The following is a 23,899-nucleotide window of genomic DNA, read 5'->3' on the forward strand; positions in this document are numbered from 1 at the left end:
TTAATTAAACACATTTGACTTAAATGTCTAAACTCAAAACTCGTAAATCAGCTGCTAAAAGATTTAAAGCTACTGCAACGGGTAAATTCATGAGAAGAAGAGCCTTCCATAATCATTTACTTGATCATAAAAGCTCAAAATTAAAAAGACATCTTTCAACAAAAGCCGTAGTTGATGAAAGAGATGCCGATAATGTAAAATTAATGATTCCTTACGCATAAATTGTTAACCTATTTTTCTTAGTAAGTCATGGCACGTGTAAAAAGAGGCAATATAGCCAGAAAAAGAAGAAACAAAATCTTAAATCTTGCAAAAGGGTTTAGAGGCGGAAACAAAAATCTTTTCAGGACAGCAAATCAAAGAGTAATGAAAGCTCTTTGTAATGCTTACAGAGATAGAAGAAGAAGAAAAAGAGATTTTAGAAGACTTTGGATTTCTAGAATTAATGCTTCAGCCAGAATAAATGGAACGAACTATAGCAAGTTAATAAATGGCATGAAAAATGCCGAGATTATCATTAATAGAAAAATGCTTGCTCAATTAGCCTTACACGATCCTAAATGTTTTGAAAAAATAGTTTCTTCCGTTAGCAATTAGAAAAAAAGAATATAATCATAAAAAGTAATTATCAATAATGGAAATTTCTTCCTTTCAATCCTATTTAATAATTCTTTTTGTAGTTCTAATAATTATTTCTATTGTTGTATTCAGACAATTTCTAAAAACAAGAAGTGAAGAATTAAATTTAGTAAAATTCGAGCAGAAAGGTTTAGATTCTCTAACTCAAGCTACAGAATTATATGAATTTGGGTCTATTCAGATCAAGAAAAGATTATACTCTGAAGCAACAAAGACTTTTTTAAAAGCAATTGAAAATTATGAAAATGAACCTGATGAAGCCAAAGCCATAATAAATAATGCTTTAGGATTTTCTTATGCTGCTCAAAATCAATTTAAAAAAGCAATTCAACACTATAACTCCGCAATAAAATCACTTCCAGAATATCCTATAGCCCTTAATAATCTCGCATCAGCACATCAGCGTTTATTGGAATATGACTTGGCATATGCAACTTATCAAAAGGTTTTATTGATAGACCCAAAAAACAAAACAGCAATAAAAAAAAGTAAGGAGTTAGAAAAAAGAAATAATTACAAACCTTACAAAGGTATAAACGATAAGGGATTCTAAAATATGGAAAATTATTCATCTTTATTAATTGGAGGAAAACAATTTTCCAGTAGATTAATGGTAGGCACTGGTAAATACAAATCTACACAATCGATGGTAGAAAGTTTGTCAAAGTCGGAAACAGAAATTATAACCGTTGCTGTTAGAAGAATTAAAAATGATCAGACTGGAGAAAATTTACTCGAAAAAATTAACTGGAGAAAATACTGGATGCTTCCTAATACAGCTGGTTGTGTAAATGCGGATGAGGCAGTCAGAATAGCAATTTTAGGAAGAGAGCTTGCAAAATTATCAGGTCAAGAAGAAAATAATTTTATCAAGTTGGAAGTGATTCCTGATAAAAAGTATTTGCTACCAGATCCAATAGAAACTCTCAAAGCGGCTGAAGTTTTAATTAAAAAGGGTTTTGCTGTACTGCCCTATATAAATGCAGATCCTCTGCTTGCAAAAAGACTAGAAGAAGTAGGTTGTGCAACTGTAATGCCATTAGGCTCGCCTATTGGCTCTGGACAGGGTTTATTAAATTTATCAAACATAGCGATAATTATTGAGAATGCCAAAGTACCAGTGATAATTGACGCAGGAATTGGTGTGCCTAGTGAAGCTTCTCAAGCTATGGAACTTGGAGCTGATGGTGTCTTAATCAATAGTGCAATCGCACAAGCTGTAAATCCGCCTCTCATGGCTCAAGCAATCAATTATGGCGTAAAAGCTGGAAGGCAAGCTTTTCTTGCAGGAAGAATTAAAAAACAAGACTTTGCAATAGCAAGTTCACCAGAAACAAGTATCTCTATCTAATTATCTAAAGTTAAACAAAATATAAATGAGAGTAAAATTTAATATTTGATCAAATTTATCCTATTAAGAAAAAAGATTTGAAACTATTTACAATGTTTTTTCGCAAATTGGAAGCACACTGTAGTAATTTAATAAATATATTATGAATCTTTTAATTCTGGAGTTCTGAGTGAAAGTTATTGTTCTAGGTGGAGATGGTTTTTGCGGTTGGCCTTGTGCGGTGAATTTAGCAGATCAAAATCATGATGTAATTATTGTCGACAATTTAAGTCGTAGAAAAATAGATATTGATCTAGAAGTAGAATCTTTAACTCCGATTGCCTCAATTACAGAAAGACTTTCTGCATGGGAAGAGATTGGAGGTAAACCTATGAGATTTCTTAATATGGATATCTCTAAACAATATCAAAAATTACTAAATTTGCTTATTGAAGAAAAACCAGATTCAGTTATCCATTTTGCTGAACAAAGAGCAGCACCTTACTCGATGAAATCGAGTTTTACCAAAAGATATACGGTAGATAATAATGTTAATGGCACACACAACCTGCTTGCTGCAATCGTAGAAAGTAATTTAGATATTCATGTAGTTCATTTAGGAACAATGGGAGTATACGGATATGGATCACATAGGGGTGCAACTATTCCAGAAGGATATTTAAAAGTTGAAGTTCCGCAACCAGATGGAAGCCGCTTTGAAGAAGAAATATTACACCCTGCAAGTCCTGGTAGTGTTTACCATATGACTAAAACTTTAGATCAATTATTATTTCTTTACTACAACAAAAATGATCTTGTAAGAATAACTGATCTGCATCAAGGTATTGTTTGGGGCACAAATACAGAAGCGACTTTGAAAGATCCTAGATTGACAAACAGATTTGACTATGACGGAGATTATGGAACTGTTCTAAACCGATTTCTAATGCAAGCTGCCATTGGATATCCATTAAGTGTTCATGGAACAGGAGGGCAAACAAGAGCATTTATACATATAAAAGATTCGGTAAGATGTGTACAACTTGCTCTTGAGAATCCTCCAAAATCTGGCGAGAGAGTCAAAATCTTTAATCAAATGACAGAAAGTCATCAAGTTGGAGAACTTGCAAAAAAAGTTGCATCTCTAACAGGGACTGATATCAATTATTTACCAAATCCAAGGAACGAAGCAGTTGAAAATGATTTAATTGTTGATAATAAATGCTTTATAGAATTAGGCTTAAACCCAACAACTCTTGATAATGGCTTATTAGAAGAAGTTGTTGAAGTTGCCAAAAAATTCTCTCATAGATGTGATTTAAAACGCATACCTTGTGTTTCATCCTGGACTAAAAAACAAGCTGAGGCCATCAAGACTAATTAAAATTTCTGAAATAATTACCTTAAGAAAGTGAAAATTGCGTTGTTTACTGAAACTTTTTTACCTAAAGTTGACGGAATAGTAACAAGACTTACTAAAACTATTGAATTTTTAATAAAAAATGGTGATGAAGTTATAGTTTTTTGTCCCGAGGGATGTCCAGAATCATATATGGGCGCAACTGTAGTTGGAGTTGCTGCTATGCCATTACCCTTATACCCAGAATTGAAGCTTGGTCTACCAGGTCCTGCAGTTTCAGATAAGTTAGAAAAATTCAAACCAGATTTAATACATGTTGTTAATCCAGCTGTACTGGGCTTAGGTGGTATTTGGTTGGCAAAAACTAATAATATTCCTTTAATTGCAAGCTACCATACTCATCTTCCTAAATATCTTGAACACTACGGTATGGGTATGTTAGAGCCACTTTTGTGGGAATTACTTAAAGCAGCACATAATCAAGCCTTGTTAAATTTATGTACCTCCACAGCTATGGTAAATGAGTTGAAAGAAAAAGGTATACAAAGGACTGCTCTATGGCAAAGAGGAGTAGATACTTACAGTTTCCGACCAGATTTGAGAAGTGATAAAATGAGAAAAAAATTATTTGGAAAATATAAAGATGCTAAATACCTATTAATTTATGTTGGAAGATTATCAGCAGAAAAGCAAATTGAGAGAATAAAACCAGTCTTAGAGAGTATTCCTAATGCATGCCTAGCACTTGTAGGTGACGGACCATATAGAAAACAGCTTGAAAAAATCTTCGAAAATACCAAAACTAATTTCATAGGATATTTATCTGGCGATGAACTTGCTAGCGCTTATGCCTCTGGAGATATATTTTTATTTCCCTCAAGTACAGAAACACTTGGATTAGTTTTATTAGAAGCAATGGCAGCAGGATGTCCAGTGATTGGAGCCAACAAGGGAGGAATTCCAGATATAATCAGTGATGGTGTGAATGGCTGTTTATATGATCCTGATGCAACAGATAATGGGGAAAAAAGCTTAATTGAAGCGACAAAAAAAATTCTAAAAAATGAAGATAAAAGAGAAGTTATGAGACAAGAGGCAAGAAACGAAGCAGAAAAATGGGATTGGAATCAAGCAACGTTACAACTACAAAATTATTATTCAGATACTCTCAAAGAAATAGATTAAACTTAATCTAAATTATGCAACGTGTGGAGGCGTAGGATTACTATACGAGCTTAAAGGAAGGATTAGAGTAGCAATATTTTGATTCTTTTCAGGCCTTTTTTTCTTTGAGAATTTTTTACCAAAAGGTACTCTTATTACATTAGTTCCCTCAATAGGACAAATATTTGAATTTTCTCGTGAAAAATTATTGACAAATTTTGGTAAGTCTACGTTTTTAATTGGCAAGTGTTTAACATTACCAGATTGAAAATCTTTGGTCATAGCTTCAAATACCCCAAAAAATTTGATGCCTGAATATATTAATAAAAAAATTTAAATAATTTCTTTAAGAAAATATTAAATTTTTATACACACTGATAATAACCAAATTATTTAAAGGACGCTAGTCATTTAAGCACATTTTTTTTCTTCTAACGTCTCTCCTTGATTTACATTACAAGAACAAATTAAATTGCGATCACCATATGCATTATTAATCCTAGAAACAGTGGACCAAAACTTAATAGATGTTGGGGTTTTATAAGGAAAAGAAGCTTTTTCTTTTGAATAAGGATGATGCCAATTATCAGAAATCAACTCTTGCAACGTATGGGGAGCATTACTTATGACATTATTATTTTTTAATTCAATATTATTTTCTATTTCACTGATTTCTTCTCCGATCAATAGCATAGCCTCACAAAATCTATCTAATTCTGCCAAACCTTCACTTTCAGTAGGCTCTATCATTATGGTCTCTGTAACAGGCCAACTTATAGTTGGGGCATGAAAACTATAATCTATTAATCTTTTAGCTAAATCATTTACACTCAAACCGGTTTTGGATTTTAAATCTCTAAAATCTAAAATACATTCATGTGCGACAAAATTATTTTTTCCTTTATAAAGAATCTTAAATTTATGCTTTAAAGAATGAGCAATATAATTTGCAGATAAAATTGCATGCGACGTTGCTTTCCTTAAACCACTAAGGCCAGCCATTTTTATATACATCCAACTTATTGGAAGAATACTTGCACTCCCATGCTTGGCAGAAGATACGTAATTGGAACTATTAAAAAAATTATTATCCATTAAAGAATGAGTAGGAAGAAATGGGCTTAAAGTTTCTGATGCAGCTACTGGACCTACTCCTGGACCACCGCCGCCATGTGGAATGCAGAATGTTTTATGTAAATTCAAATGACAAACATCAACACCATAATTCCCGGGCTTGCATAATCCAACCTGAGCGTTCAAATTTGCTCCATCTAAATAGACAAATCCTCCAACAGAGTGAATTAATTCACATATCTTTCTAATATGTAATTCAAAAACTCCATGAGTCGAGGGATAGGTCAACATAAGAGCCCCGATTTGGTTATCAAATTTCTTGACCTTGATCGACAAATCTTGAAAATCAATATTTCCTTCGTCATCACATTCAACAGTTAAAACATCAAAACCTGCCATAACTGCACTAGCAGGGTTGGTTCCATGAGCACTTTTAGGAATTAAACATTTTTTTCTTAAAAGTTCGCCTTTTGATTCAAAATAAGAATTTATTGCCAATAAACCTGCAAACTCTCCTTGGGAGCCTGCATTTGGTTGAAAAGAAACTGATTTTAAACCAACAATATCACTTATCCATTTTTCTAGGTCAGATATTATTTTTGAATAGCCCTTAGTTTGATCTGGCGGAGAAAAAGGATGAATAGAAGATAAATTAGCCCAAGAGACTGGATTTAACTCTGCTGCAGAATTTAACTTCATGGTACAGCTTCCTAATGGCATCATTCCATCTACCAAAGAAAAATCTTTTTCAGCAAGTCGGAATATATATCTCATTAATTCAGTTTCACTTTGATAATTTGTGAATATATCTTGCTGCATCCATTCACTGGATCTCAAAGCTATATTTGCAAGATGAAATCCTTTATCAAATTTTATATGCTCTAAATCTTCTTTTTTTTCTATGAGGTTTGCTATGAAAGTCAAAATATCTTTGATTTCTTTTTCATTACTAAGCTCATCTAAAGAGATCCCAAAGCCAGTTGAATCTTCAATAGTTGATCCCAAGGGCAAAATTCTAAAGTTATAGCCATTTTTTAACGCTTCATTATGGATCTTTTGAGAATGCTCAGAATAAACATCAACACTATCAAATCTAATCCCATCAGGTATATCAAAACCTAAATCAACCAAACATGATTCTAAATTTATTCTCAACTCCACTAATCTCTTAGCAATTTGAGTTAATCCATAGGGGCCATGATAAATAGCATAAAAAGAAGAAATTATGGCTAATAAAGATTGAGCAGTACAAATATTACTAGTGGCCTTCTCCCTTCTAATATGTTGCTCTCTTGTTTGCAATGCTAGTCTTAAAGACTTTTCGCCATTTTTAGAGAGAGTTTGCCCAACAATTCTTCCAGGTATAAGCCTTTTATATTTTTCGCTACATGCAAAATATGCTGCATGGGGGCCACCAAAACCCATTGGAACACCAAATCTTTGCATACTACCCACTGCTACATCAACACCAAATTCAGAAATTGGTTTAATTAAAACTTGTGCCAGTGGATCAATACAAGCCGATACAATAATTTCTGATCTATGTGCTTGGGATATTAAAAATGTGGGATCAAATAATTCGCCATTTTTACCGGGTAATTGCAACAAAATTCCAAAGACATCATCATGATTAGGAAGGTTGCTTTGAGTAAAGCGTTTTAAGGATATTCCCAGAGGTTTTGCTCTGGTTTGTAGAACATTAAAAGTATGATCAAAAACATTTGATTCCACTAAGTACACTTTTGAAGATTTATTTTTTCTTGCGGCAAAACTCATGGCCATAGCTTCTGCAGCAGCAGTGCCCTCATCTAATAAAGATGAGTTGGCGACAGGGAATCCTGTTAGTTCACAAACAATAGTCTGAAAATTAAATAAAGCTTCTAATCTTCCTTGTGCAATTTCTGCTTGATATGGAGTATAAGATGTGTACCACCTAGGATTTTCGAGAACATGTCTTTGAATTACTTTAGGCATGTGATTGTCATAGTAACCAAGGCCTATGAGTGATCTCATTTTGGTATTCTTCTTCGCAATCTCTTCTAATTCATTTAAAGCCTCAATTTCTGAACAACCTTGGGGCAATATTTCTGAAGATTTATCGTTAAGCTGAATATCTTCAGGAATAACTTGATTTATAAATTGATCAATATTATTAAAACCAAGCTTATTCAGCATAATTCTTTCATCATTATCTCCTAATCCAAGATGCCTATCTATAAACAAATCGGACCCAAATTTGGATGTCATATTAAAATATTTTTCTTTAAAATAGCTCTTTTTAGAAAGTTTGCTTTATTTTGGTACAACCTTTGATTGATATTCCTCAGAAGTCATCAAATCAGCAATTGATGCTTTTGATTCTGGTTTCAAAATGACTAACCAACCTTCTCCGATCGGATCATTCTGTAAAAGCTCAGGGTTCTCAATAACACTTTCATTTACAGATACTATTTCCCCTGAAAAAGGCAAATAGACTTCCTCAACGGCCTTAACTGATTCAATTGTTCCAAAAGTCTCACCTTTCTCTAAAGTCGCCCCTTGATCAGCTAACTCAACAAAAACAATATCTCCTAATTGATCAATAGCAAATTCACTAACTCCAATTTTTAATAGTCCGTTTTCTTCCAAAACATATTCATGAGTATCAGCATAGTGGAGGTTGTCTGGAAACTGGTAAGACATGATTAAGTAGATAAAGGAAGTAGAGAATCCTTTGAAATTAATTTTTCCTCTAATAATTCAGATAATAATCGAATTAATGCAATTTTGATGTGAGCTATGTGAGAACCACCTTGAACAAAAATATTGTAGGGATCTCTTAGGGGAGCATCAGCAGAAAATTCACTTGTACTACCCTCAATAAATGTACCTCCTGCCATTAATAATTTTGAATCATATCCATCCATTGATGATGGAACAACATTCAGAAAAGAATCTACTGGTGAAGAATTTTGAAAAGATTGACAAACTTTTTGTACCAAATCAGGATTATTCAATCTTACTGACTGAATAAGATCAGATCTATAAGTTGCTGGCTCTGGTAAAACCTTGAATCCCAAATTTTTAAAAACTGCTGCAACCATATCAGCACCTTTAAGTGATTCGTGAACAATTTGTGGTGCTAAAAACAAACCCTGCAAAATTAATCTTCCTAGTCCAAAATTTATTCCTGCAGAAGAACCAATACCTGGGGAGGTTAATCTAGAACATGCCATCTCGACCAACTCTGCATCTCCTGCAACGTACCCACCAGTAGGAACAATTGTTCCTCCCAAATTTTTAATCAATGATCCAGCAATTATATTTGCCCCTTTAGAAATTGGTTCACTATCTTCAACAAGCTCTCCATAACAGTTATCAACAAAACATATACAGTTAGGATCAAGAGAATGAATGAGACTACAAATTTTCTCTATCTGATGATTCGTGAGGGATTTTCTCCAACTATATCCACAACTTTTTTGTATGAATACTAATTTACATGAATTTTGTTTAAAAGAATGAACAATTTTTTCTTCAAAAGAATCAAAATTCTCGCAGATATTTATTTGCTTATATTCAATCTCAAAATTTTTAAGTGAGCCTTTTCCTCCTCCCCTTATTCCTATGACTTCTTCTAACGTGTCATATGGTTGTCCTGTAAGAGATAACATTACATCTCCAGGTCTAAGAATTCCAAATAAGACAGAACTTATTGCATGCGTTCCACTTACAAATTGCATCCTCACAGCTGCCTTTTCAGCAAGAAACAATCTTGCAAAAACCGCATCAATTTTTTCTCTAGATATATCATCATGACCACTACCAGAAGATTGATTGAAATGACTAGTAGAAACTTTTTCTTCCTTAAAAATTGTCAAAATATTTTCTAATTTCTGGAAAACCTGATTGGACCTTTCTTGGAAAACTTTACTTAAACTCTCTTCAACAGAAAGAACAGCGTTTTCAGCCAGTTTTAGGTTATTGTTTAATATCATTTATTATGAAAACTCATGTTATTTTTCAGAAGCTAAATTTCTTAATTCTGCTAGGAAAGCATTAGGTCCCCTACCCTGAAAATAAGAAAGTTTTTTTGAAGCCTCATATAAATCAAGTAGTTCTCCATCTAATTCTTCTGCCGTATAATCTCTAATTCCTGCTATTACCTCAGCAAAACGTTCTCTACGGGAAGATTTATTGACAGCATAGGCTTCCATTACCTGGATTTTACATGATCTCCAAGCCTTATTCTGACAAAAATGCACTGAAAGAGCATCACTTAAAGCAGAAGCTTCTTCATCTTCTATGTACCAGTCAAACGATGAAGGTAGAGATTTTAATCCTGAAAATATCTCGAATAACTCCCCGGCCGTCAATGGCTTACCAGAATCATTTTTGAGGGGTAATGCAGACTCTTCCAAAGATTTCCATAACTCTGGGTAATCATTTTCAAAACGATCCCTGATTTTTTCTATGCCTTGATCAAGAATCGTATTAACTTGAGCTAAAGCAAGAAAAACTTCAGGGCCTGGCGAAGATAACTTCCCATTCCTAAGATTAGAAATTTGCGAATTGTGAACTCTACCTAAATCAAGAACTTCAGAAAGTAATGGCAAAACTCTGTGTGACCATCCATTTCTTTCATGCCAGAGGTGTATCAAATGAGCCATAGCCCTTCGACCTCTAGATAATTTATCGCGATATCCTAGACTCACAGATAATTAAACTTATCAATAGTATAGTATGATAATATTACATATCGGTAATTTTGAAAATAGTATTTCAATATCATGAATTCAGTAATCTTCCAAGAAACAGCAAAATTAAAAAAACCTGTTCCAGCTGAAAAAGTTATAGAACTCTCAGAAAGATTACTGGAACCTTCCAGCCATTCAAAAAGATATCCTCCAAGACTTCATAAAACCTGGGGAACAATAGTTTTCATGGTTGCAATTCATATTCTTTCTCTTGTAGCTATACAACCAAAATTTTGGAGTCTCCCTGCAGTAGTATCATTATTATTTTTTTACTGGGTAACTGCTTGTTTAGGAGTCACTCTTGGATATCACAGATTGTTATCACACAGATCGTTCATTGTTCCAAGATGGTTAGAAAGATTTTTTGCTACCTGTGGAGCTATAAGTTGCCAGCATGGACCAATAGATTGGGTAGGTTTACATAGGCATCACCACTCTTTTTCAGATACTGAAGTAGATCATCACAATAGTAAAAAGGGGTTTTGGTGGAGTCATATGGGTTGGATGTTTAAAGACGTTGAAGCACTCAAAACTGTTCCAAAACTAAGTGCAGATTTAATTAAAGATCCATACTATAGATTTCTAAATAAATATTTTTTATTTTTACAAATTCCTATTGGACTCTCTTTATATGCAATAGGTCAAAAATTAGGAGTTGGAGGTTGGGCGCTAGTCCTTTGGGGAATTCCATTGAGACTTGTGGTTGTTTATCACGTAACTTGGCTAGTAAACTCGGCAACACATTGTTGGGGTAAAGCGCCTTTTGAAAGTGGTGATTCTTCCAAAAACAATGCCTGGGTTGCTGCATTAACATTTGGAGAGGGTTGGCATAATAATCATCATGCATTTCCTAACTCGGCAAAACAAGGATTATTTAGAGGTCAAATAGATATAACTTGGGAACATATTAAGATTCTTGCAAAATTAGGTCTTGCAAAAAAAATAAAGTTACCCTCTAGGTCTTATTATTAAATATATTGTTAAATATTTTCATGGCTAAAAGAGTACAAGTCGCATTAACTGAATCAATCGCATCGCTTGGCAAAGAGGGAGACCTAGTTGAAGTAGCGCCTGGATATGCAAGAAATTTTCTATTACCTTATGGCAAGGCAATGAATGTAACACCAACTGTTCTTAAACAAATTGAAAGGAAAAAAGAAAAAGAAAAAATTGCTGCTGACAAATTAAAGCAAGAAGCGGTAGATTTTCAAACTGCATTATCAACAATAGGGAGATTTACTATTAAAAAACAGGTTGGTGAAGATGGTGTACTGTTTGGAACAGTGACCAATGGGGATGTTGCCGAAGCAATAGAAAAAGCAACCAAAAAAGAAATTGATAGAAGAAACATCACAGTTCCTGATATTCATAATTTAGGTTCCTTTACTGCAAAAATTAAATTACATCAAGAAGTAAATGCAGAAGTAAATATTGAAGTAACAAGTTAAGCAATTTGTTGCATTATTTTGAAAAGTAGCCAGAGTATATATCTAAGCAATTAAAGATATGGTTTCAGTACCTTTTCCAAATAATGGACAAAATAAAAACTTTAAAAAAGACTTTAATAGTGCAAATGCTGGATTAGTACCTCCTCAAAACATTCAAGCGGAGGAAGCTGTTCTTGGTGGAATACTCCTTGACCCAGACGCCATCGGCAGAATTGCAGACTTAATTAAGCCTGAAGCTTTTTATATCAATGCTCATCAAGAGATTTATAAAACAGCATTAATGTTGCATAGCCAAGGGAAACCAACTGATTTAACATCAATGAGTGCTTGGTTAGAAGATAATGGATCACTAGAAAAAATTGGAGGGAACAACAAATTAGTAGAGCTAGTGGAAAATGTATCCTCTACAGCTTCCATAGAACAAGTTGCAAATTTAATTAACGACAAATTCATGAGAAGGCAACTTATCAGATCTGGAAATGAAGTGGTTCAACTAGGTTTTGATCAGACTCAAGATACTAATGAAATTTTAGATCAAGCGGAACAGAAAATATTTGAAATAAGTCAAGAAAAACCTTCAAAAGGTCTAACTCAAGCAGCTGAAATCCTGACAAGCACTTTCAATGAAATAGAATCTAGATCATTAGGTACTTCAGTAGCTGGAATTCCCGTAAATTTTTACGACCTTGATGCAATGACTCAAGGCTTTCAAAGAAGTGATTTAATAATCGTTGCTGGAAGACCTTCAATGGGTAAAACTTCAATAGTTCTGAATCTAGCGAAGAATGTTGCACAATCTCAAGATTTACCTGTGTGCGTATTTAGCCTTGAAATGAGTAAAGAACAGTTGACATATAGATTACTTTCGATGGAAGTTGGAATCGAAAGTGGCAGGCTAAGAACAGGAAGATTACAACAAGATGAATGGCCTTTACTTGGAGAAGGTATCAATTCATTGGGTCAACTACCAATATTTATAGATGACAAACCTAATTTAAGTGTCTTAGAGATGAGATCTTTATGTAGAAGATTAATAGCTGAGCAAAAAAAAGAACTTGGATTAATTGTGATTGATTACCTCCAATTGATGGAAGGAACAACTCCTGATAATAGAGTGCAAGAACTTTCACGGATAACAAGAGGTCTTAAAAGCATGGCCAGAGAATTAAAAGTACCAGTGGTTGCCTTATCTCAACTTAGTAGAGGAGTAGAGTCTAGAACAAACAAAAGACCAATGTTAAGCGATCTAAGAGAATCAGGTTCTATTGAACAAGACGCAGATTTAGTGTTAATGATTTATAGAGATGAATACTATAATCCAGAGACTGAAGATAGAGGTATAACAGAGATTATTGTCACTAAACATAGAAATGGGCCCGTAGGAACTGTTAAATTATTATTTGAACCTCAATTTACGAGATTTAAGAATTTAGCTAATTAAATCTATCCTCAAATGCAAGATCATCAATCGCCAAATGAATCTTTTGACATCATCGTTATTGGAGGAGGACATGCAGGATGCGAAGCAGCCATAACAACAGCAAAATTAGGATTTTCAACAGCCTTATTTACAATCAATTTAGATAGAATTGCCTGGCAACCTTGTAACCCTGCAGTTGGCGGGCCAGCAAAAAGTCAGTTAGTGCATGAAGTGGATGCATTAGGAGGAATTATTGGAAAATTAGCTGATGAGACAGCGATACAAAAACGGATATTAAATGCCAGTAGAGGACCAGCTGTATGGGCATTAAGAGCTCAAACGGATAAAAGAGAATACTCAAAAAGAATGATCGAAATACTACAAAATACAGATAATTTATCTTTAAAAGAAGCAATGATTACTGAAATTGATATTGCAAAAACTGAAGTAATTGGAGTTAACTCAAAAAAAAATATACAAAAACAAATCAAGGGTGTAAAAACTTTCTTTGGTAGTTATTATTCAGCGAGATCAGTTATTATCACAGCTGGCACTTTTTTAGAAGGCAGAATATGGATAGGAAATAAATCAATGTCAGCTGGCAGATCTGGTGAACAAGCAGCAAAGGGTCTTACTCAAAACTTACACGAAATTGGGATCAAAACAGAACGTTTAAAAACAGGCACCCCAGCAAGAGTTGATAAAAAAAGTATCATTTTTGATGAATTAGATATTCAACCTAGTACAGCAGCTGATAAATATTTTTCGTTTGACCCAGATATCAAAAATAATATGCCCCAAGTTAGTTGTCACATCACAAGAACAACTTCTAAAACACATCAACTAATTCGAGATAATTTACATTTAACTCCCATTTACGGTGGTTTTATTGAAAGTAAGGGGCCTAGATATTGTCCATCTATTGAAGATAAAATAGTTAAATTTGCTGATAAAGAATCACATCAAATTTTCTTAGAACCAGAAGGAATTAATACCCCTGAAATATATGTTCAAGGATTTTCTACAGGTTTGCCCGAAAATATTCAATTAGAACTTTTAAGAACCTTACCTGGATTAACTGAATGTAAAATGTTACGGCCAGCATATGCTGTGGAGTATGAATATATTCCTGCAACCCAGCTACAAAGATCACTCGAAACAAAAGAAATTGAATATTTATTTAGCGCTGGACAAATTAATGGAACTACTGGTTATGAAGAAGCAGCTGCACAAGGATTAGTTGCAGGACTCAATGCAACAAGAAAACTAAACAACAGAGATCCAATAATATTTACTAGAGAAAGCAGCTATATAGGAACAATGATTAATGATTTAATTACCAAAGACCTCAAAGAACCATACAGAGTTCTTACAAGTAGGAGCGAATATAGATTAACCCTAAGAGGAGATAATGCAGATAGGAGATTAACCCCATTAGGTTATCAAATAGGGCTAATTGATGAGAAAAGATGGTCGGCCTATCAAGAAAAAATCAAATTCCTTGAAGAAGAGAAATTAAGATTAAAAAACACCCGTTTAAAAAATACCGATGAAATAGCAAAAAAAATAGCATTAGACACAGGATCAAAAATCAAAGGCTCAACAACTTTGCAAGAACTCTTAAAAAGACCAAACTTTCATTATTCAGATCTAATTAAATATGATTTGAATGCAAAAGATCTAGCTTCTTCAATAAAGGAAGCTGTTGAAATAGATATTAAGTACGAGGGTTATCTTAAAAGACAAAAAAACAATATTGATCAAATAAATCGTCAAAGATCTAAATCTCTGTCCCAAGAAATAAATTATGCAAAGATAGATACATTATCTTTAGAAGCTAGAGAAAATTTGAATAAACTAAAGCCAAAAAATTTTGGTGATGCTTCACAAATTCCAGGAGTTAGCAAAGCTGATTTAACTGCATTACTTGTTTGGCTAAAAATAAGAGATGTAAAAACAGAAAAAGCAAAAATTTTTACTAAAAAAAGTTATCATCTTAAAAGCAATCTTTCAGAACACTGAATAATAAACTTTTCAAGTCACCAAAAATATTATGGGAAGAAAAAGCCTCAACTTTTTTAGTGAAAAATTCACTACCAAAAATATCTGGTCCATGGAAATTAATGCTGCTTGGGGATGGAAGTCCAACTAGACATCTACAGCTTTTAACTAATCAAGAAACAAAAATTAAATTAATTTCAATGCAATTAGATCCTCTATCCAGTGAAGATGGTCCTAAAGAGTTGAATCAGTTAAATGGCCCTTTAATTAGAAGACAAGTATGGATTAAAAACAATAATAAAAACCTAGCATGGGCTGAAAGTTGGTGGAATGCAGAACAAGTAAGTGAAAATTTAAAAGCCAAAGAAGAACCAATTTGGAAGAATTTAACACAAGACAGATCAGAGTTGTTTAGAGAAGTTGATCGTATTTCACTTGTGAATTCAAAATGGTTAGAAGATCAATTTTGTTTTAAGGGTCCATTCTGGTCAAGAAATTATAGATTTTTTCGAGACAAAAAGCCACTAACAATTATTAGAGAAGTCTTCAATCCATATTTAGAAAATTTACTAGGGTCTTCTGGAATTAACAAATTTGCAAATCTATACTCTTCTTCTTCTTCTTGATCTAGGAAGATTTCTTGATTTGGATTGACCCTGTTGGTTTAATTGTTCTCTTGGTTTATCATTCTCTTTTTCTGAAGATCTTTGCCATCTTTCAACTTTAAAATCCATTTCATCTGGCCAATCTTCGTCTTTAGTTTCTTTACCATAAGGTAATTTCTTTTGCTCAGTTGTTCGTAAATTTTTTGGTTGCCTTAAAGATATTGCTTCTAAAGGTCTTTTTGAAAGCGGTTTAGCAGATTTTAAAGGACTTGATTCTCTACTAAATGTCTTAATATCTCTGTTATCATCGTAATAATTGTCATCATCATACCAATCATCATTATCTTCATCAAAAAATAAATCTACTTTGTCAGATACCCATTTTCCTACTTTTTTAACACTCTTACTTGTTATTCCCTGAAAATCTGTATTTCTTCGTTTACCTGGTCTCGCTCCAGATACTCCATCAATAAATTGTCTACCAGTTTCAACAATTCTATCAACTTGTTTATCAACAATATTGCTATCAAAACCATGTCTTAAGTTTCTAATTCTCCTTGAATCCATAAATTATTGTGCTTTTTCAAATATAAATTACATTAAAAAAATAAAAAATTCAAAATATAGAAACAAAACTCATCTTATATATTTCTAATCAAACAGAATTAAACAGTTTTTATTCCATGATCCATTAAAGAAATTTACACAACATTTTTTACATGCAATATTCTTTATTCTTTTCCTATAAACAAATTTCTCACCACAATTTTGACATGTTCCTATATATTTTAATTCCCTCCTTTCAATAGGAAATGAGTGCCTTACAGAAATTTGAAAATTCATCTCTTTCGCATTTATTGCATTCATCTTTGCTAAGAAATTTGGACCATGTATCTCATGCTTTTTTAATATTCTATCTACCCATGCATGAATCATTTCGTGGCATAAAGTACTGTTTATTTCACTAATAGATAATTTACTCAAAATAGGTTTGGATAAGATAATTTCAGAATCTACTAGACCATTTATTCTTTTGCTTTTATAAAAACCAGCAGTAGTTGTTAATCTATTATCGCTCCATCTAACTTTTACTAAAGGTTGATTATTAACAGCTAAAGAATTTGCAAAATATTGGCTATTAAATCTATGAAATAAAGGTAAAAGAGGAATTACAGGCATTATGGATTAAAATTAGTATTATTTTGACAAAAAAAGCCATCAAAAACGATTTCTTTTCTTAAAGTAATACAAAACTCAAATCAACTATGGATGCAACATTAGTAAAAGATATCGGAATTAAAGCGTTATTAGTTGGCGGAGCAGTACTAGTTTCCTTTTGGACTTTTAATGCCGTCAAATTAGTTATAAGCGCCAGAGGAATTAATCCATTAGTAAGAAAGTTTTTTGATCAAATAGCTGCTGGCAGAATTGATGCAGCTTATGGGTTGACTACAAAAACTTATAAAACTCATGTTAAGCGCCAAGACTTTCTTAAATTTTTAGCTAGTTTAAATCTCAATAAATATAGAAATTTAAAATCTGGAAGACCTAGAGTCCAAGAAGATCAAATCATAATAACTTTGAATTTAAAATCAGAAGACAAACAAGATGAGCTCCCATTAGATTTTACTTTCGCCAAAACTGACAATGATTGGAAAATAGACAGAATAGCTAAAGTAAATTAATCATTTCTTGTGAGGCAAAAAGAATTGTTTAAAGAAGAAATAATACATCAATTAGAATTACACCCAAGTCGATTAGATAAAGAAAAAATCATCTCAGAAGCAATGGAAGAAGGTCTAGATGATTTTTTTGAAGGTATTCGTATGGCGCTAGATCCATTGGTAACTTTTGGTGTAAAAATTGTTCCTGAGAAAGAGAATGAAAAAAGTCAAAATTTGTTATGGAAAGATTTTAGGGAATTAGCCAACAAGCTTATTCAAAGAGAACTTACTGGTCACGCTGCTCGCGATGCAATTCTTCAGGCTATGGAATCAGCAACAAAAGAAGAGTGGAATGGATTTTATAGACGAGTTTTAATTAAAGATCTTAGATGTGGTGTATCTGAAAAAACAATCAACAAGATAGCAAAGAAATTTCCCAAATATGCGATTCCTATTTTTTCTTGTCCTCTAGCACATGACAGCGCAAATCATGAAAAAAAAATGATAGGAAAAAAGCAAATTGAAATCAAATTAGATGGTGTGCGCGTCTTAACTATTATTAGACAAAATAAAGTAGAAATGTTTTCTCGTAATGGAAAACAATTCCATAATTTTGGACATATTATCTCAGAAATAGAAAACGTCTTAAAAGAAGATCCTACACCTTATGACTTAGTCCTAGATGGTGAAGTAATGAGCGCTAACTTTCAGGATTTAATGAAACAGGTACATAGAAAAGATGGCAAACAAACCAAAGACGCAGTTCTCCATCTGTTTGACTTATGTCCCCTTGAAAACTTCCAAAAAGGGAGATGGAACACCAGTCAAACAACAAGAAGTTTATTAGTAAAAGAATGGGTAGCAAAACATTCTATGCTTCTAAAACATATACAAACACTTGAATGGGAAAATGTAGACCTCGATACCATTGAGGGACAAAAAAGATTTGTAGAGCTAAATAAATCTGCTGTGGAAGGTGGATATGAAGGAGTAATGATTAAAGATCCTGATGCTATTTATGAATGTAAAAGAACACATAGTTGGTTAAAAGCCAAACCTTTCATTGAAGTCACATTAAAAGTTGTATCGGTTGAGGAAGGCACAGGTCGCAATAAAGGGCGACTGGGAGCAATCCTGTTAGAAGGGGAAGATGATGGGAATGAATACAGTCTTAGTTGCGGAAGCGGATTTAGTGATATCCAACGTGAAGAATATTGGTCAAAACGTAATCATCTTGTTGGTCAACTTGTAGAAATCAGAGCTGATGCTAAAACTAAATCCAAGGATGCGGTGGCATTTAGTCTTAGGTTTCCTAGATTCAAATGCTTTAGAGGATTTAAAGCTGGAGAAAAAGTATAAATTTTAAAAAATATTCAACAAAGTAGTCAATAAAAAATGTGGTTTTTAAGTAAAAAAACTTAAAATCTTGGCTATAAAATATAAGAATAATTATCAGGACTGTTTGCGCGACTTATGAAGAAGAAAACAATTTTCAACTACATAAAAACACCTTGTGGACAAGCAAAATATATCGAATTAGACGCCAACAAAACTTTACTAGGTAAATTTAGACTTTTTTGGTTTATCTTAATTGCATCTATTAGAGATTGGAATATTAAAGATTAAATTCTTAGGAGTTTTCAAAATATTCTCTGGAGTATTTAGCTAAGAAATATACAACTAAAAAAGTTGAAAAAACTCCAACGATAGTCATATATAAATTATTTGGTGATTGCACATTTTTTAACTCCTGGAGACTTTTTGCCAAACTACCTATTGAGCAATAAAGAAAAGTTCCTGGAATTATTCCAAGAAGACCAAGAGCGAAATCTCTAAATTTAACATTATTTAAACCATAAAAGTAATTAAGAATACTGAAGGGAAATATCGGCGATAATCTTGCTAAAAAAATTAATTTAAGTCCGCCTTTTTCTACTACTTTCTCCATAACAATTAATTTTGGATAACGGTTAAAAAGATTTTTTAGCTTTTTTGCAAAAAAACTTTTTGATACAAAAAATGCAACTGATGCTCCTATAGAAGCGGCAATGAAAACGATAATTGATCCTAAATATGAGCCATATAAAAAACCTGATAATAAAGATAACCAAGAAGCTGGCAGTATCAATAAAACAACTAAAATATAAATACAAACAAAGGAAAAGACGCCAATTCCGGTATTAAAAAAAAAAGGCAAATTATAAATATTTTCTAGGAATATATTCATTCTCAATTCAAAAGTTCGAGTTTTTTAGTAATTCTCTCCATTTGTACCGAACCCTCGTTTAATTTAAATCTGCATTCATCAACAATATCTTTTGGAGCCTTATCAACGAAATTTTTATTAGATAATCTCTTATTTAAATTTTCTAATTCAATAGTCACCTTTTTTAAATCCTTGGTTAACCGTTCCTTTAATGCATCTATATTTACAAAATCCTGAAAAGGTAAGTAAACCTCTAAATCACTAATTATCCCAGAAAAAGATTTAGCAAACTCTTTTTTATCAACAGCATTAGTTTTAAAAATAAATACTTCAGAAGATTTAGTTAAGGTTTGAATATCATCCACTAAAATGTTTAAGAAATCAATCAATTCATCATTGTCTGAAATTAAGTAAACAGGAACTTTTTCTGATGGCTTTAGGCCTAATTCAGCTCTCAAATTTCTAATCAATCTAATAATTTCAAAGAGTTGCTGAAAGGAATTATCAAGCTTATTATCAACAAATTTATTTTCTTGAGTTGGCCATTTTTGAAGTGATAATAATGCTGTATCTGGTTTTAGTTGCAGTACATGCCAAAGTTCTTCAGTAATGTGCGGCATAAAAGGATGAATCATCACCAAAATATCATTGAGCACTTTTATTAAAACTTTCTCAGATATTTGTCTATTTTTAGTCTCTTTATTATTAAACCTTTGTTTAGCAAATTCCACATACCAGTCACAAAAATCATTCCATGCAAATTCATATAGTAGTTTCGCAGATTCTCCCAATTTATATGCTTTCAACAAATCAGCGACCTTCATATTAACCTGATTCAGTTTCGATAAAATCCACTTATCACATAATTCTAAAGAAGTTTCATCACTCTCATTAAGCGAATAATGAGTATTGGAAGTTTTATTAATTAATACAAATTTAGTTGCATTCCATAATTTATTCGCAAAATTTCTTGAAGCCTCAACAGTTGAAGATGTATCTTTTTTCCTATCAAAATCAAGCCGAATATCTTGTCCAGCGCCTGCAACTTCTCGAATTAAAGCAAATCGCAAAGCATCAGAACCATATTTATCAATTAAAAGTATTGGATCAATACCATTACCTGAACTTTTACTCATTTTTTTATTATTTTCATCTCGCACTAGACCATGAATATAAACATCCTTAAAAGGAATATTATTCGTGAAAGTATTTCCCATCATTGTCATTCTCGCCACCCAGAAGAAAATAATATCGAAACCAGTAACAAGAACACTATTTGGATACCATTTTTTAAAATCCGGATCATTTATATTTGGCCAGCCAAGGGTTGAGAAAGGCCATAAACCACTTGAAAACCAAGTATCCAAGACATCTTTATCACGAACCAATTTAATATTTAATCCAAATTTTTTATTAGCCTTGATTAAGGCATCCTCCTCGTTTCTTGCAACGACATATGGAGTATTTTGTTCTATTGAGTCTTGAGAGTCATCTAAAACGAACCATGCTGGTATTTGGTGCCCCCACCATAATTGCCTACTGATACACCAATCATTAATATTGTCTAACCAATCCTTATAAACTTTCTCCCAGCGTGGAGGAATAAACGATGGGTTTTTCAAATTAATTTCATTAAGACATCCTTGAGATATGTCATCCATTTTCAAAAACCATTGTGTTGATAATAAAGGTTCGATTGGCACCTTACCTCTATCAGAAAAAGGAACAGTATGTTTGTAATCCTCTATCTTTGTCAAAAGGCCTAAGTTATCCAATTCTTGGATAATTTTCTTTCTAGCCTCATATCTATCTAAATTTTGAAATTTACCTGCATTACTATTTAAAGTTCCATCTTTATTCATTACATTAATCTGTTTTAAATTATGCCTTTTTCCTATGGCAAAATCATTTGGATCGTGGGCTGGAGTAACCTTGACACATCCAGTACCAAAATCTTTATCAACATGTGAATCAGCGATAATAGGTATTTCTCTATCAACGAAAGGGACTTTTACTTTGAAACCAATAAATTCTTTATATCTATTATCATTAGGATTAACTGCCACAGCAGTATCACCCAAAAGAGTTTCTGGCCTTGTTGTTGCAATCTCTAAGTACTTATCTAACTGTTCCCCACTTTCAGAAATTAAAGGGTATTTAAAATGCCATAAATGACCATTTACTTCTTGCATTTCAACTTCCAGATCACTTACGGCAGATTGAGATTCAGGACACCAATTAACTAAGTATTCACCTCTATAAATTAAATTCTTTTTATAAAGAATAATAAAAGCCTCAACAACTGCCTCATTTAATTTTTGATCTAAAGTAAATCTTTCTCTAGTCCAGTCAACTGAATATCCTATCCTTTTCAATTGAGAAACTATTCTGCCACCACTTTGTTCTTTCCAGTTCCATGCTCTTTTAAGAAATTCATCTCTTCCAATATCCTCGCTTCTTTTGCCTTCACTTTTTAATTTTTTTTCGAGAATAGTTTGAACAGCTATTGAAGCATGATCAGTTCCTGGTAAACACAACACATTCTTCCCTAAAAGTCTTTGAAAACGTACTACAACATCTATCAAAGCTGTATTAAATGCATGTCCCATATGCAAAGATCCAGTAACATTCGGTGGGGGTATAACAATACAAAAAGGCTCCCCATCATCATCAGGATTAGGACTAAACGCCTTTAAACTTTCCCATTTTTCTTGCCACTTTTTTTCTACTTCAAAAGGTGAATAATTATCTAAAGATAATTGATCATTCATCTCTGTCATATGCAAATTTTATTTCAAGAAACTTTTTGTTTATTTTATCTTGATAGCCGCCAATTAATGAAAATAATATTAGTTTGCAAAAAAAGGCACATTGATTCTACAAAAGTTTGAAGCCAGAACCGCAGGAACAACGTTTTGCATTTTTTGGAGTTGAAATAAGAAATCCACCACCACTTAAATCCCCGTAATAATCTAATTTTAAATCTTTAAGTAAATTAAACTTTTTTACATCCGCATATAAAGTGACTCCTTCTGTTCTTGAGATAGGGGATCCATTACATGTTCCTGGTCTTAATTTAATATGCATCCATCCTTCGGAACAATTTTTATCCTCAACCAAATCAATGGACATTTCTCCAGGAGAACCTCCAAAAGAAGCTTGCCGAGATAGTTCTGAAGCAGCGCTTTGACTGATTGAAAGATTGACGATCTCAGTCATTAAAAAAATAAAAAAATGGGCGATCCAGGGTTCGAACCAGGGACATCCTGCTTGTAAGGCAGGCGCTCTACCGCTGAGCTAATCGCCCTTATAATAAATCATTCTAATAGATGAAGTTGAAATATTTATACTAAGTATTTAAATATTTCATGATTGAGGCACAATTGAATTAATAAAATATATCCTATGTCCTCAAACGATAGATATAACTTGCAAAAAAACTCCGATTTAGAGACTATAGAGAGCTTTAAAATTTTAATATCTAATGTCAAATTATTAAAAGATAAAACTTGGGGATGCCCTTGGCAGAAAATACAGTCTCATAAATCGTTGATCCCATTTTTACATGAAGAAAGTAGTGAATTTATAGATGCGATATATGAAAAAAAGGCGGATAACATATGTGAAGAGTTAGGAGATCTTTTATTACAAATAATGCTTCATGCAGAAATAGGTTACGAAAAAAAAGAATTTGAACTAAATGATGTTATAAAAAATCTAAATAAGAAAATTATTAATAGACATCCATATATTTTCAACAAAAAAGAAAAAGTATCTCTGGAAAAATCGCAACAGATTTGGGAAAATATTAAAAATTCAGAAAAAGAAGCACCTCATATGGAATCATCAATTAGTAAAAATTTAAATTTGAAAATCAAAAATTTACCGCCAACGGTTGGAACAGATAAAATCACAAATGTTGTTAAAGAATATGGTTTTAAATGGGAGAGTACCGATCAGATTTTTGAAAAGTTAGAAGAAGAGATTAATGAATTAAAGGAAGCAATTAAAAGTAAAAATGATTCAGACATAAAAAATGAATTTGGAGATATTTACTTTACCCTTATTAATCTCTCAAACTTTTTAAAGATAAATCCTGAATCAGCTCTTCAAAAAACTAATAAAAAATTCTTACACAGATTTTCAATCATTGAACATCATGCAGGAGATAATATTAAAAAACAAACGTCTAAAGATTTTCAAAGGCTTTGGCAAATAGCCAAGCAAAAACTTAAAAGAAAAAATTCTTAAA

The 23,899-nt window shown here is 32.6% G+C and carries 25 protein-coding genes and 1 tRNA gene; 15 read left to right on the forward strand and 11 right to left on the reverse strand.

The window, feature by feature from the left end; all coding sequences use genetic code 11:
* Positions 1 to 23: 23 nt before the first annotated feature.
* From rpmI to HA143_RS09435, 6 genes are all read left to right on the forward strand, one after another.
* Positions 24 to 221: a 50S ribosomal protein L35 gene (rpmI, locus tag HA143_RS09410; protein ID WP_002806185.1), complete on the forward strand. Its 198-nt coding sequence runs from the start codon at positions 24 to 26 to the stop codon at positions 219 to 221.
* 28 nt (positions 222 to 249) lie between these two features.
* Entirely contained in the window at positions 250 to 597 is a 348-nt protein-coding gene (gene rplT, locus HA143_RS09415) for a 50S ribosomal protein L20 (RefSeq protein ID WP_209086476.1), read from the forward strand.
* Positions 598 to 634: 37 nt separating this feature from the next.
* Positions 635 to 1,192 (forward strand): tetratricopeptide repeat protein, encoded by a 558-nt coding sequence (locus tag HA143_RS09420; protein ID WP_209086479.1) that lies wholly within the window; start codon positions 635 to 637, stop codon positions 1,190 to 1,192.
* Positions 1,193 to 1,195: 3 nt separating this feature from the next.
* On the forward strand, positions 1,196 to 1,990 hold the full coding sequence (locus HA143_RS09425; protein ID WP_209086481.1) for a thiazole synthase: 795 nt from the start codon (positions 1,196 to 1,198) through the stop codon (positions 1,988 to 1,990).
* A gap of 169 nt (positions 1,991 to 2,159) precedes the next feature.
* On the forward strand, positions 2,160 to 3,353 hold the full coding sequence (locus tag HA143_RS09430) for an NAD-dependent epimerase/dehydratase family protein (protein ID WP_209086483.1): 1,194 nt from the start codon (positions 2,160 to 2,162) through the stop codon (positions 3,351 to 3,353).
* A gap of 27 nt (positions 3,354 to 3,380) precedes the next feature.
* Positions 3,381 to 4,514 carry a glycosyltransferase family 4 protein gene (locus HA143_RS09435; RefSeq protein WP_209086485.1) on the forward strand — a complete coding sequence of 378 codons (1,134 nt, stop codon included), beginning with the start codon at positions 3,381 to 3,383 and terminating at the stop codon, positions 4,512 to 4,514.
* A gap of 12 nt (positions 4,515 to 4,526) precedes the next feature.
* On the opposite strand, the gene HA143_RS09440 is transcribed toward HA143_RS09435, so the two are convergent.
* The 5 genes from HA143_RS09440 to HA143_RS09460 all read right to left on the reverse strand — a co-directional run bounded on the left by HA143_RS09440 (position 4,527) and on the right by HA143_RS09460 (position 10,261).
* Positions 4,527 to 4,775 carry a hypothetical protein gene (locus tag HA143_RS09440; RefSeq protein ID WP_209086487.1) on the reverse strand — a complete coding sequence of 83 codons (249 nt, stop codon included), beginning with the start codon at positions 4,773 to 4,775 and terminating at the stop codon, positions 4,527 to 4,529.
* 129 nt (positions 4,776 to 4,904) lie between these two features.
* Positions 4,905 to 7,814 (reverse strand): aminomethyl-transferring glycine dehydrogenase, encoded by a 2,910-nt coding sequence (gcvP, locus tag HA143_RS09445; RefSeq protein WP_209086489.1) that lies wholly within the window; start codon positions 7,812 to 7,814, stop codon positions 4,905 to 4,907.
* Between the two features lie 45 nt (positions 7,815 to 7,859).
* Complete coding sequence (gene gcvH / locus HA143_RS09450; protein ID WP_209086491.1) at positions 7,860 to 8,249, reverse strand: glycine cleavage system protein GcvH; 390 nt, start codon at positions 8,247 to 8,249, stop codon at positions 7,860 to 7,862.
* A gap of 2 nt (positions 8,250 to 8,251) precedes the next feature.
* Positions 8,252 to 9,544 carry an aminotransferase class I/II-fold pyridoxal phosphate-dependent enzyme gene (locus HA143_RS09455; protein WP_209086494.1) on the reverse strand — a complete coding sequence of 431 codons (1,293 nt, stop codon included), beginning with the start codon at positions 9,542 to 9,544 and terminating at the stop codon, positions 8,252 to 8,254.
* An 18-nt stretch (positions 9,545 to 9,562) separates the two neighbouring features.
* A complete protein-coding gene (locus HA143_RS09460; RefSeq protein ID WP_209086496.1) occupies positions 9,563 to 10,261 on the reverse strand; it encodes a hypothetical protein in 699 nt (232 codons plus the stop codon).
* Positions 10,262 to 10,336: 75 nt separating this feature from the next.
* On the opposite strand from HA143_RS09460, the gene HA143_RS09465 reads away from it, so the two are divergent.
* Genes HA143_RS09465 through HA143_RS09485 form a run of 5 tightly spaced genes read left to right on the forward strand, consistent with a single transcriptional unit; the run spans position 10,337 to position 15,798 of the window.
* On the forward strand, positions 10,337 to 11,275 hold the full coding sequence (locus HA143_RS09465; RefSeq protein WP_209086498.1) for an acyl-CoA desaturase: 939 nt from the start codon (positions 10,337 to 10,339) through the stop codon (positions 11,273 to 11,275).
* Positions 11,276 to 11,295: 20 nt separating this feature from the next.
* Complete coding sequence (gene rplI, locus HA143_RS09470) at positions 11,296 to 11,751, forward strand: 50S ribosomal protein L9 (protein ID WP_209086500.1); 456 nt, start codon at positions 11,296 to 11,298, stop codon at positions 11,749 to 11,751.
* 58 nt (positions 11,752 to 11,809) lie between these two features.
* Entirely contained in the window at positions 11,810 to 13,192 is a 1,383-nt protein-coding gene (gene dnaB / locus HA143_RS09475) for a replicative DNA helicase (RefSeq protein WP_209086502.1), read from the forward strand.
* A gap of 12 nt (positions 13,193 to 13,204) precedes the next feature.
* Positions 13,205 to 15,193: a tRNA uridine-5-carboxymethylaminomethyl(34) synthesis enzyme MnmG gene (mnmG, locus tag HA143_RS09480; protein WP_209086504.1), complete on the forward strand. Its 1,989-nt coding sequence runs from the start codon at positions 13,205 to 13,207 to the stop codon at positions 15,191 to 15,193.
* Between the two features lie 26 nt (positions 15,194 to 15,219).
* Positions 15,220 to 15,798, forward strand: a complete 579-nt coding sequence (locus tag HA143_RS09485; RefSeq protein WP_209086654.1) for a chorismate lyase — start codon at positions 15,220 to 15,222, stop codon at positions 15,796 to 15,798.
* Here HA143_RS09485 and HA143_RS09490 read toward each other — a convergent pair.
* Positions 15,775 to 16,344: an RNA helicase gene (locus HA143_RS09490; RefSeq protein ID WP_209086507.1), complete on the reverse strand. Its 570-nt coding sequence runs from the start codon at positions 16,342 to 16,344 to the stop codon at positions 15,775 to 15,777. The two genes, HA143_RS09485 and HA143_RS09490, sit on opposite strands and share 24 nt — an antisense overlap.
* 84 nt (positions 16,345 to 16,428) lie before the next feature.
* Complete coding sequence (locus tag HA143_RS09495; RefSeq protein WP_209086510.1) at positions 16,429 to 16,956, reverse strand: SprT family zinc-dependent metalloprotease; 528 nt, start codon at positions 16,954 to 16,956, stop codon at positions 16,429 to 16,431.
* Positions 16,957 to 17,042: 86 nt separating this feature from the next.
* Between HA143_RS09495 and HA143_RS09500 the strand changes: the two genes are divergently transcribed.
* The 3 genes from HA143_RS09500 to HA143_RS09510 all read left to right on the forward strand — a co-directional run bounded on the left by HA143_RS09500 (position 17,043) and on the right by HA143_RS09510 (position 19,067).
* Complete coding sequence (locus HA143_RS09500) at positions 17,043 to 17,462, forward strand: hypothetical protein (RefSeq protein WP_011819289.1); 420 nt, start codon at positions 17,043 to 17,045, stop codon at positions 17,460 to 17,462.
* 24 nt (positions 17,463 to 17,486) lie between these two features.
* Positions 17,487 to 18,800: an RNA ligase family protein gene (locus HA143_RS09505; RefSeq protein ID WP_209086656.1), complete on the forward strand. Its 1,314-nt coding sequence runs from the start codon at positions 17,487 to 17,489 to the stop codon at positions 18,798 to 18,800.
* Between the two features lie 114 nt (positions 18,801 to 18,914).
* The gene (locus tag HA143_RS09510) at positions 18,915 to 19,067 is read left to right on the forward strand and encodes a hypothetical protein (protein WP_209086512.1); all 153 of its coding nucleotides are present in this window, start codon (positions 18,915 to 18,917) and stop codon (positions 19,065 to 19,067) included.
* Between the two features lie 4 nt (positions 19,068 to 19,071).
* Here HA143_RS09510 and HA143_RS09515 read toward each other — a convergent pair whose 3' ends face one another.
* The 4 genes from HA143_RS09515 to HA143_RS09530 form a co-directional block, all read right to left on the reverse strand.
* The gene (locus tag HA143_RS09515; protein ID WP_209086514.1) at positions 19,072 to 19,668 is read right to left on the reverse strand and encodes a TVP38/TMEM64 family protein; all 597 of its coding nucleotides are present in this window, start codon (positions 19,666 to 19,668) and stop codon (positions 19,072 to 19,074) included.
* Between the two features lie 2 nt (positions 19,669 to 19,670).
* Positions 19,671 to 22,427: a valine--tRNA ligase gene (locus HA143_RS09520; protein WP_209086516.1), complete on the reverse strand. Its 2,757-nt coding sequence runs from the start codon at positions 22,425 to 22,427 to the stop codon at positions 19,671 to 19,673.
* Positions 22,428 to 22,524: 97 nt separating this feature from the next.
* Complete coding sequence (locus HA143_RS09525) at positions 22,525 to 22,866, reverse strand: AIR synthase (protein ID WP_025915274.1); 342 nt, start codon at positions 22,864 to 22,866, stop codon at positions 22,525 to 22,527.
* A gap of 16 nt (positions 22,867 to 22,882) precedes the next feature.
* Positions 22,883 to 22,954 (reverse strand) — tRNA-Val (locus HA143_RS09530).
* Positions 22,955 to 23,052: 98 nt separating this feature from the next.
* Here HA143_RS09530 and mazG point away from each other — a divergent pair.
* On the forward strand, positions 23,053 to 23,898 hold the full coding sequence (gene mazG, locus HA143_RS09535; RefSeq protein WP_209086518.1) for a nucleoside triphosphate pyrophosphohydrolase: 846 nt from the start codon (positions 23,053 to 23,055) through the stop codon (positions 23,896 to 23,898).
* The last annotated feature ends 1 nt before the right edge of the window (position 23,899 follow it).

This window comes from Prochlorococcus marinus CUG1415, assembly GCF_017696015.1.
GTDB classification, from domain to species: Bacteria; Cyanobacteriota; Cyanobacteriia; order PCC-6307; family Cyanobiaceae; genus Prochlorococcus_A; species Prochlorococcus_A marinus_AE.

Excerpts from the sequence above, each read along its gene's own strand:
- rpmI (WP_002806185.1), top strand. The coding sequence starts at position 24 with ATGTCTAAACTCAAAACTCGTAAATCAGCTGCTAAAAGATTTAAAGCT.
- rplT (WP_209086476.1), top strand. The coding sequence starts at position 250 with ATGGCACGTGTAAAAAGAGGCAATATAGCCAGAAAAAGAAGAAACAAA.
- HA143_RS09420 (WP_209086479.1), top strand. The coding sequence starts at position 635 with ATGGAAATTTCTTCCTTTCAATCCTATTTAATAATTCTTTTTGTAGTT.
- HA143_RS09425 (WP_209086481.1), top strand. The coding sequence starts at position 1,196 with ATGGAAAATTATTCATCTTTATTAATTGGAGGAAAACAATTTTCCAGT.
- HA143_RS09440 (WP_209086487.1), bottom strand. The coding sequence starts at position 4,775 with ATGACCAAAGATTTTCAATCTGGTAATGTTAAACACTTGCCAATTAAA.
- gcvP (WP_209086489.1), bottom strand. The coding sequence starts at position 7,814 with ATGACATCCAAATTTGGGTCCGATTTGTTTATAGATAGGCATCTTGGA.
- gcvH (WP_209086491.1), bottom strand. The coding sequence starts at position 8,249 with ATGTCTTACCAGTTTCCAGACAACCTCCACTATGCTGATACTCATGAA.
- HA143_RS09455 (WP_209086494.1), bottom strand. The coding sequence starts at position 9,544 with ATGATATTAAACAATAACCTAAAACTGGCTGAAAACGCTGTTCTTTCT.
- HA143_RS09465 (WP_209086498.1), top strand. The coding sequence starts at position 10,337 with ATGAATTCAGTAATCTTCCAAGAAACAGCAAAATTAAAAAAACCTGTT.
- rplI (WP_209086500.1), top strand. The coding sequence starts at position 11,296 with ATGGCTAAAAGAGTACAAGTCGCATTAACTGAATCAATCGCATCGCTT.
- dnaB (WP_209086502.1), top strand. The coding sequence starts at position 11,810 with ATGGTTTCAGTACCTTTTCCAAATAATGGACAAAATAAAAACTTTAAA.
- mnmG (WP_209086504.1), top strand. The coding sequence starts at position 13,205 with ATGCAAGATCATCAATCGCCAAATGAATCTTTTGACATCATCGTTATT.
- HA143_RS09490 (WP_209086507.1), bottom strand. The coding sequence starts at position 16,344 with ATGGATTCAAGGAGAATTAGAAACTTAAGACATGGTTTTGATAGCAAT.
- HA143_RS09495 (WP_209086510.1), bottom strand. The coding sequence starts at position 16,956 with ATGCCTGTAATTCCTCTTTTACCTTTATTTCATAGATTTAATAGCCAA.
- HA143_RS09500 (WP_011819289.1), top strand. The coding sequence starts at position 17,043 with ATGGATGCAACATTAGTAAAAGATATCGGAATTAAAGCGTTATTAGTT.
- HA143_RS09510 (WP_209086512.1), top strand. The coding sequence starts at position 18,915 with ATGAAGAAGAAAACAATTTTCAACTACATAAAAACACCTTGTGGACAA.
- HA143_RS09515 (WP_209086514.1), bottom strand. The coding sequence starts at position 19,668 with ATGAATATATTCCTAGAAAATATTTATAATTTGCCTTTTTTTTTTAAT.
- HA143_RS09520 (WP_209086516.1), bottom strand. The coding sequence starts at position 22,427 with ATGACAGAGATGAATGATCAATTATCTTTAGATAATTATTCACCTTTT.
- HA143_RS09525 (WP_025915274.1), bottom strand. The coding sequence starts at position 22,866 with ATGACTGAGATCGTCAATCTTTCAATCAGTCAAAGCGCTGCTTCAGAA.
- mazG (WP_209086518.1), top strand. The coding sequence starts at position 23,053 with ATGTCCTCAAACGATAGATATAACTTGCAAAAAAACTCCGATTTAGAG.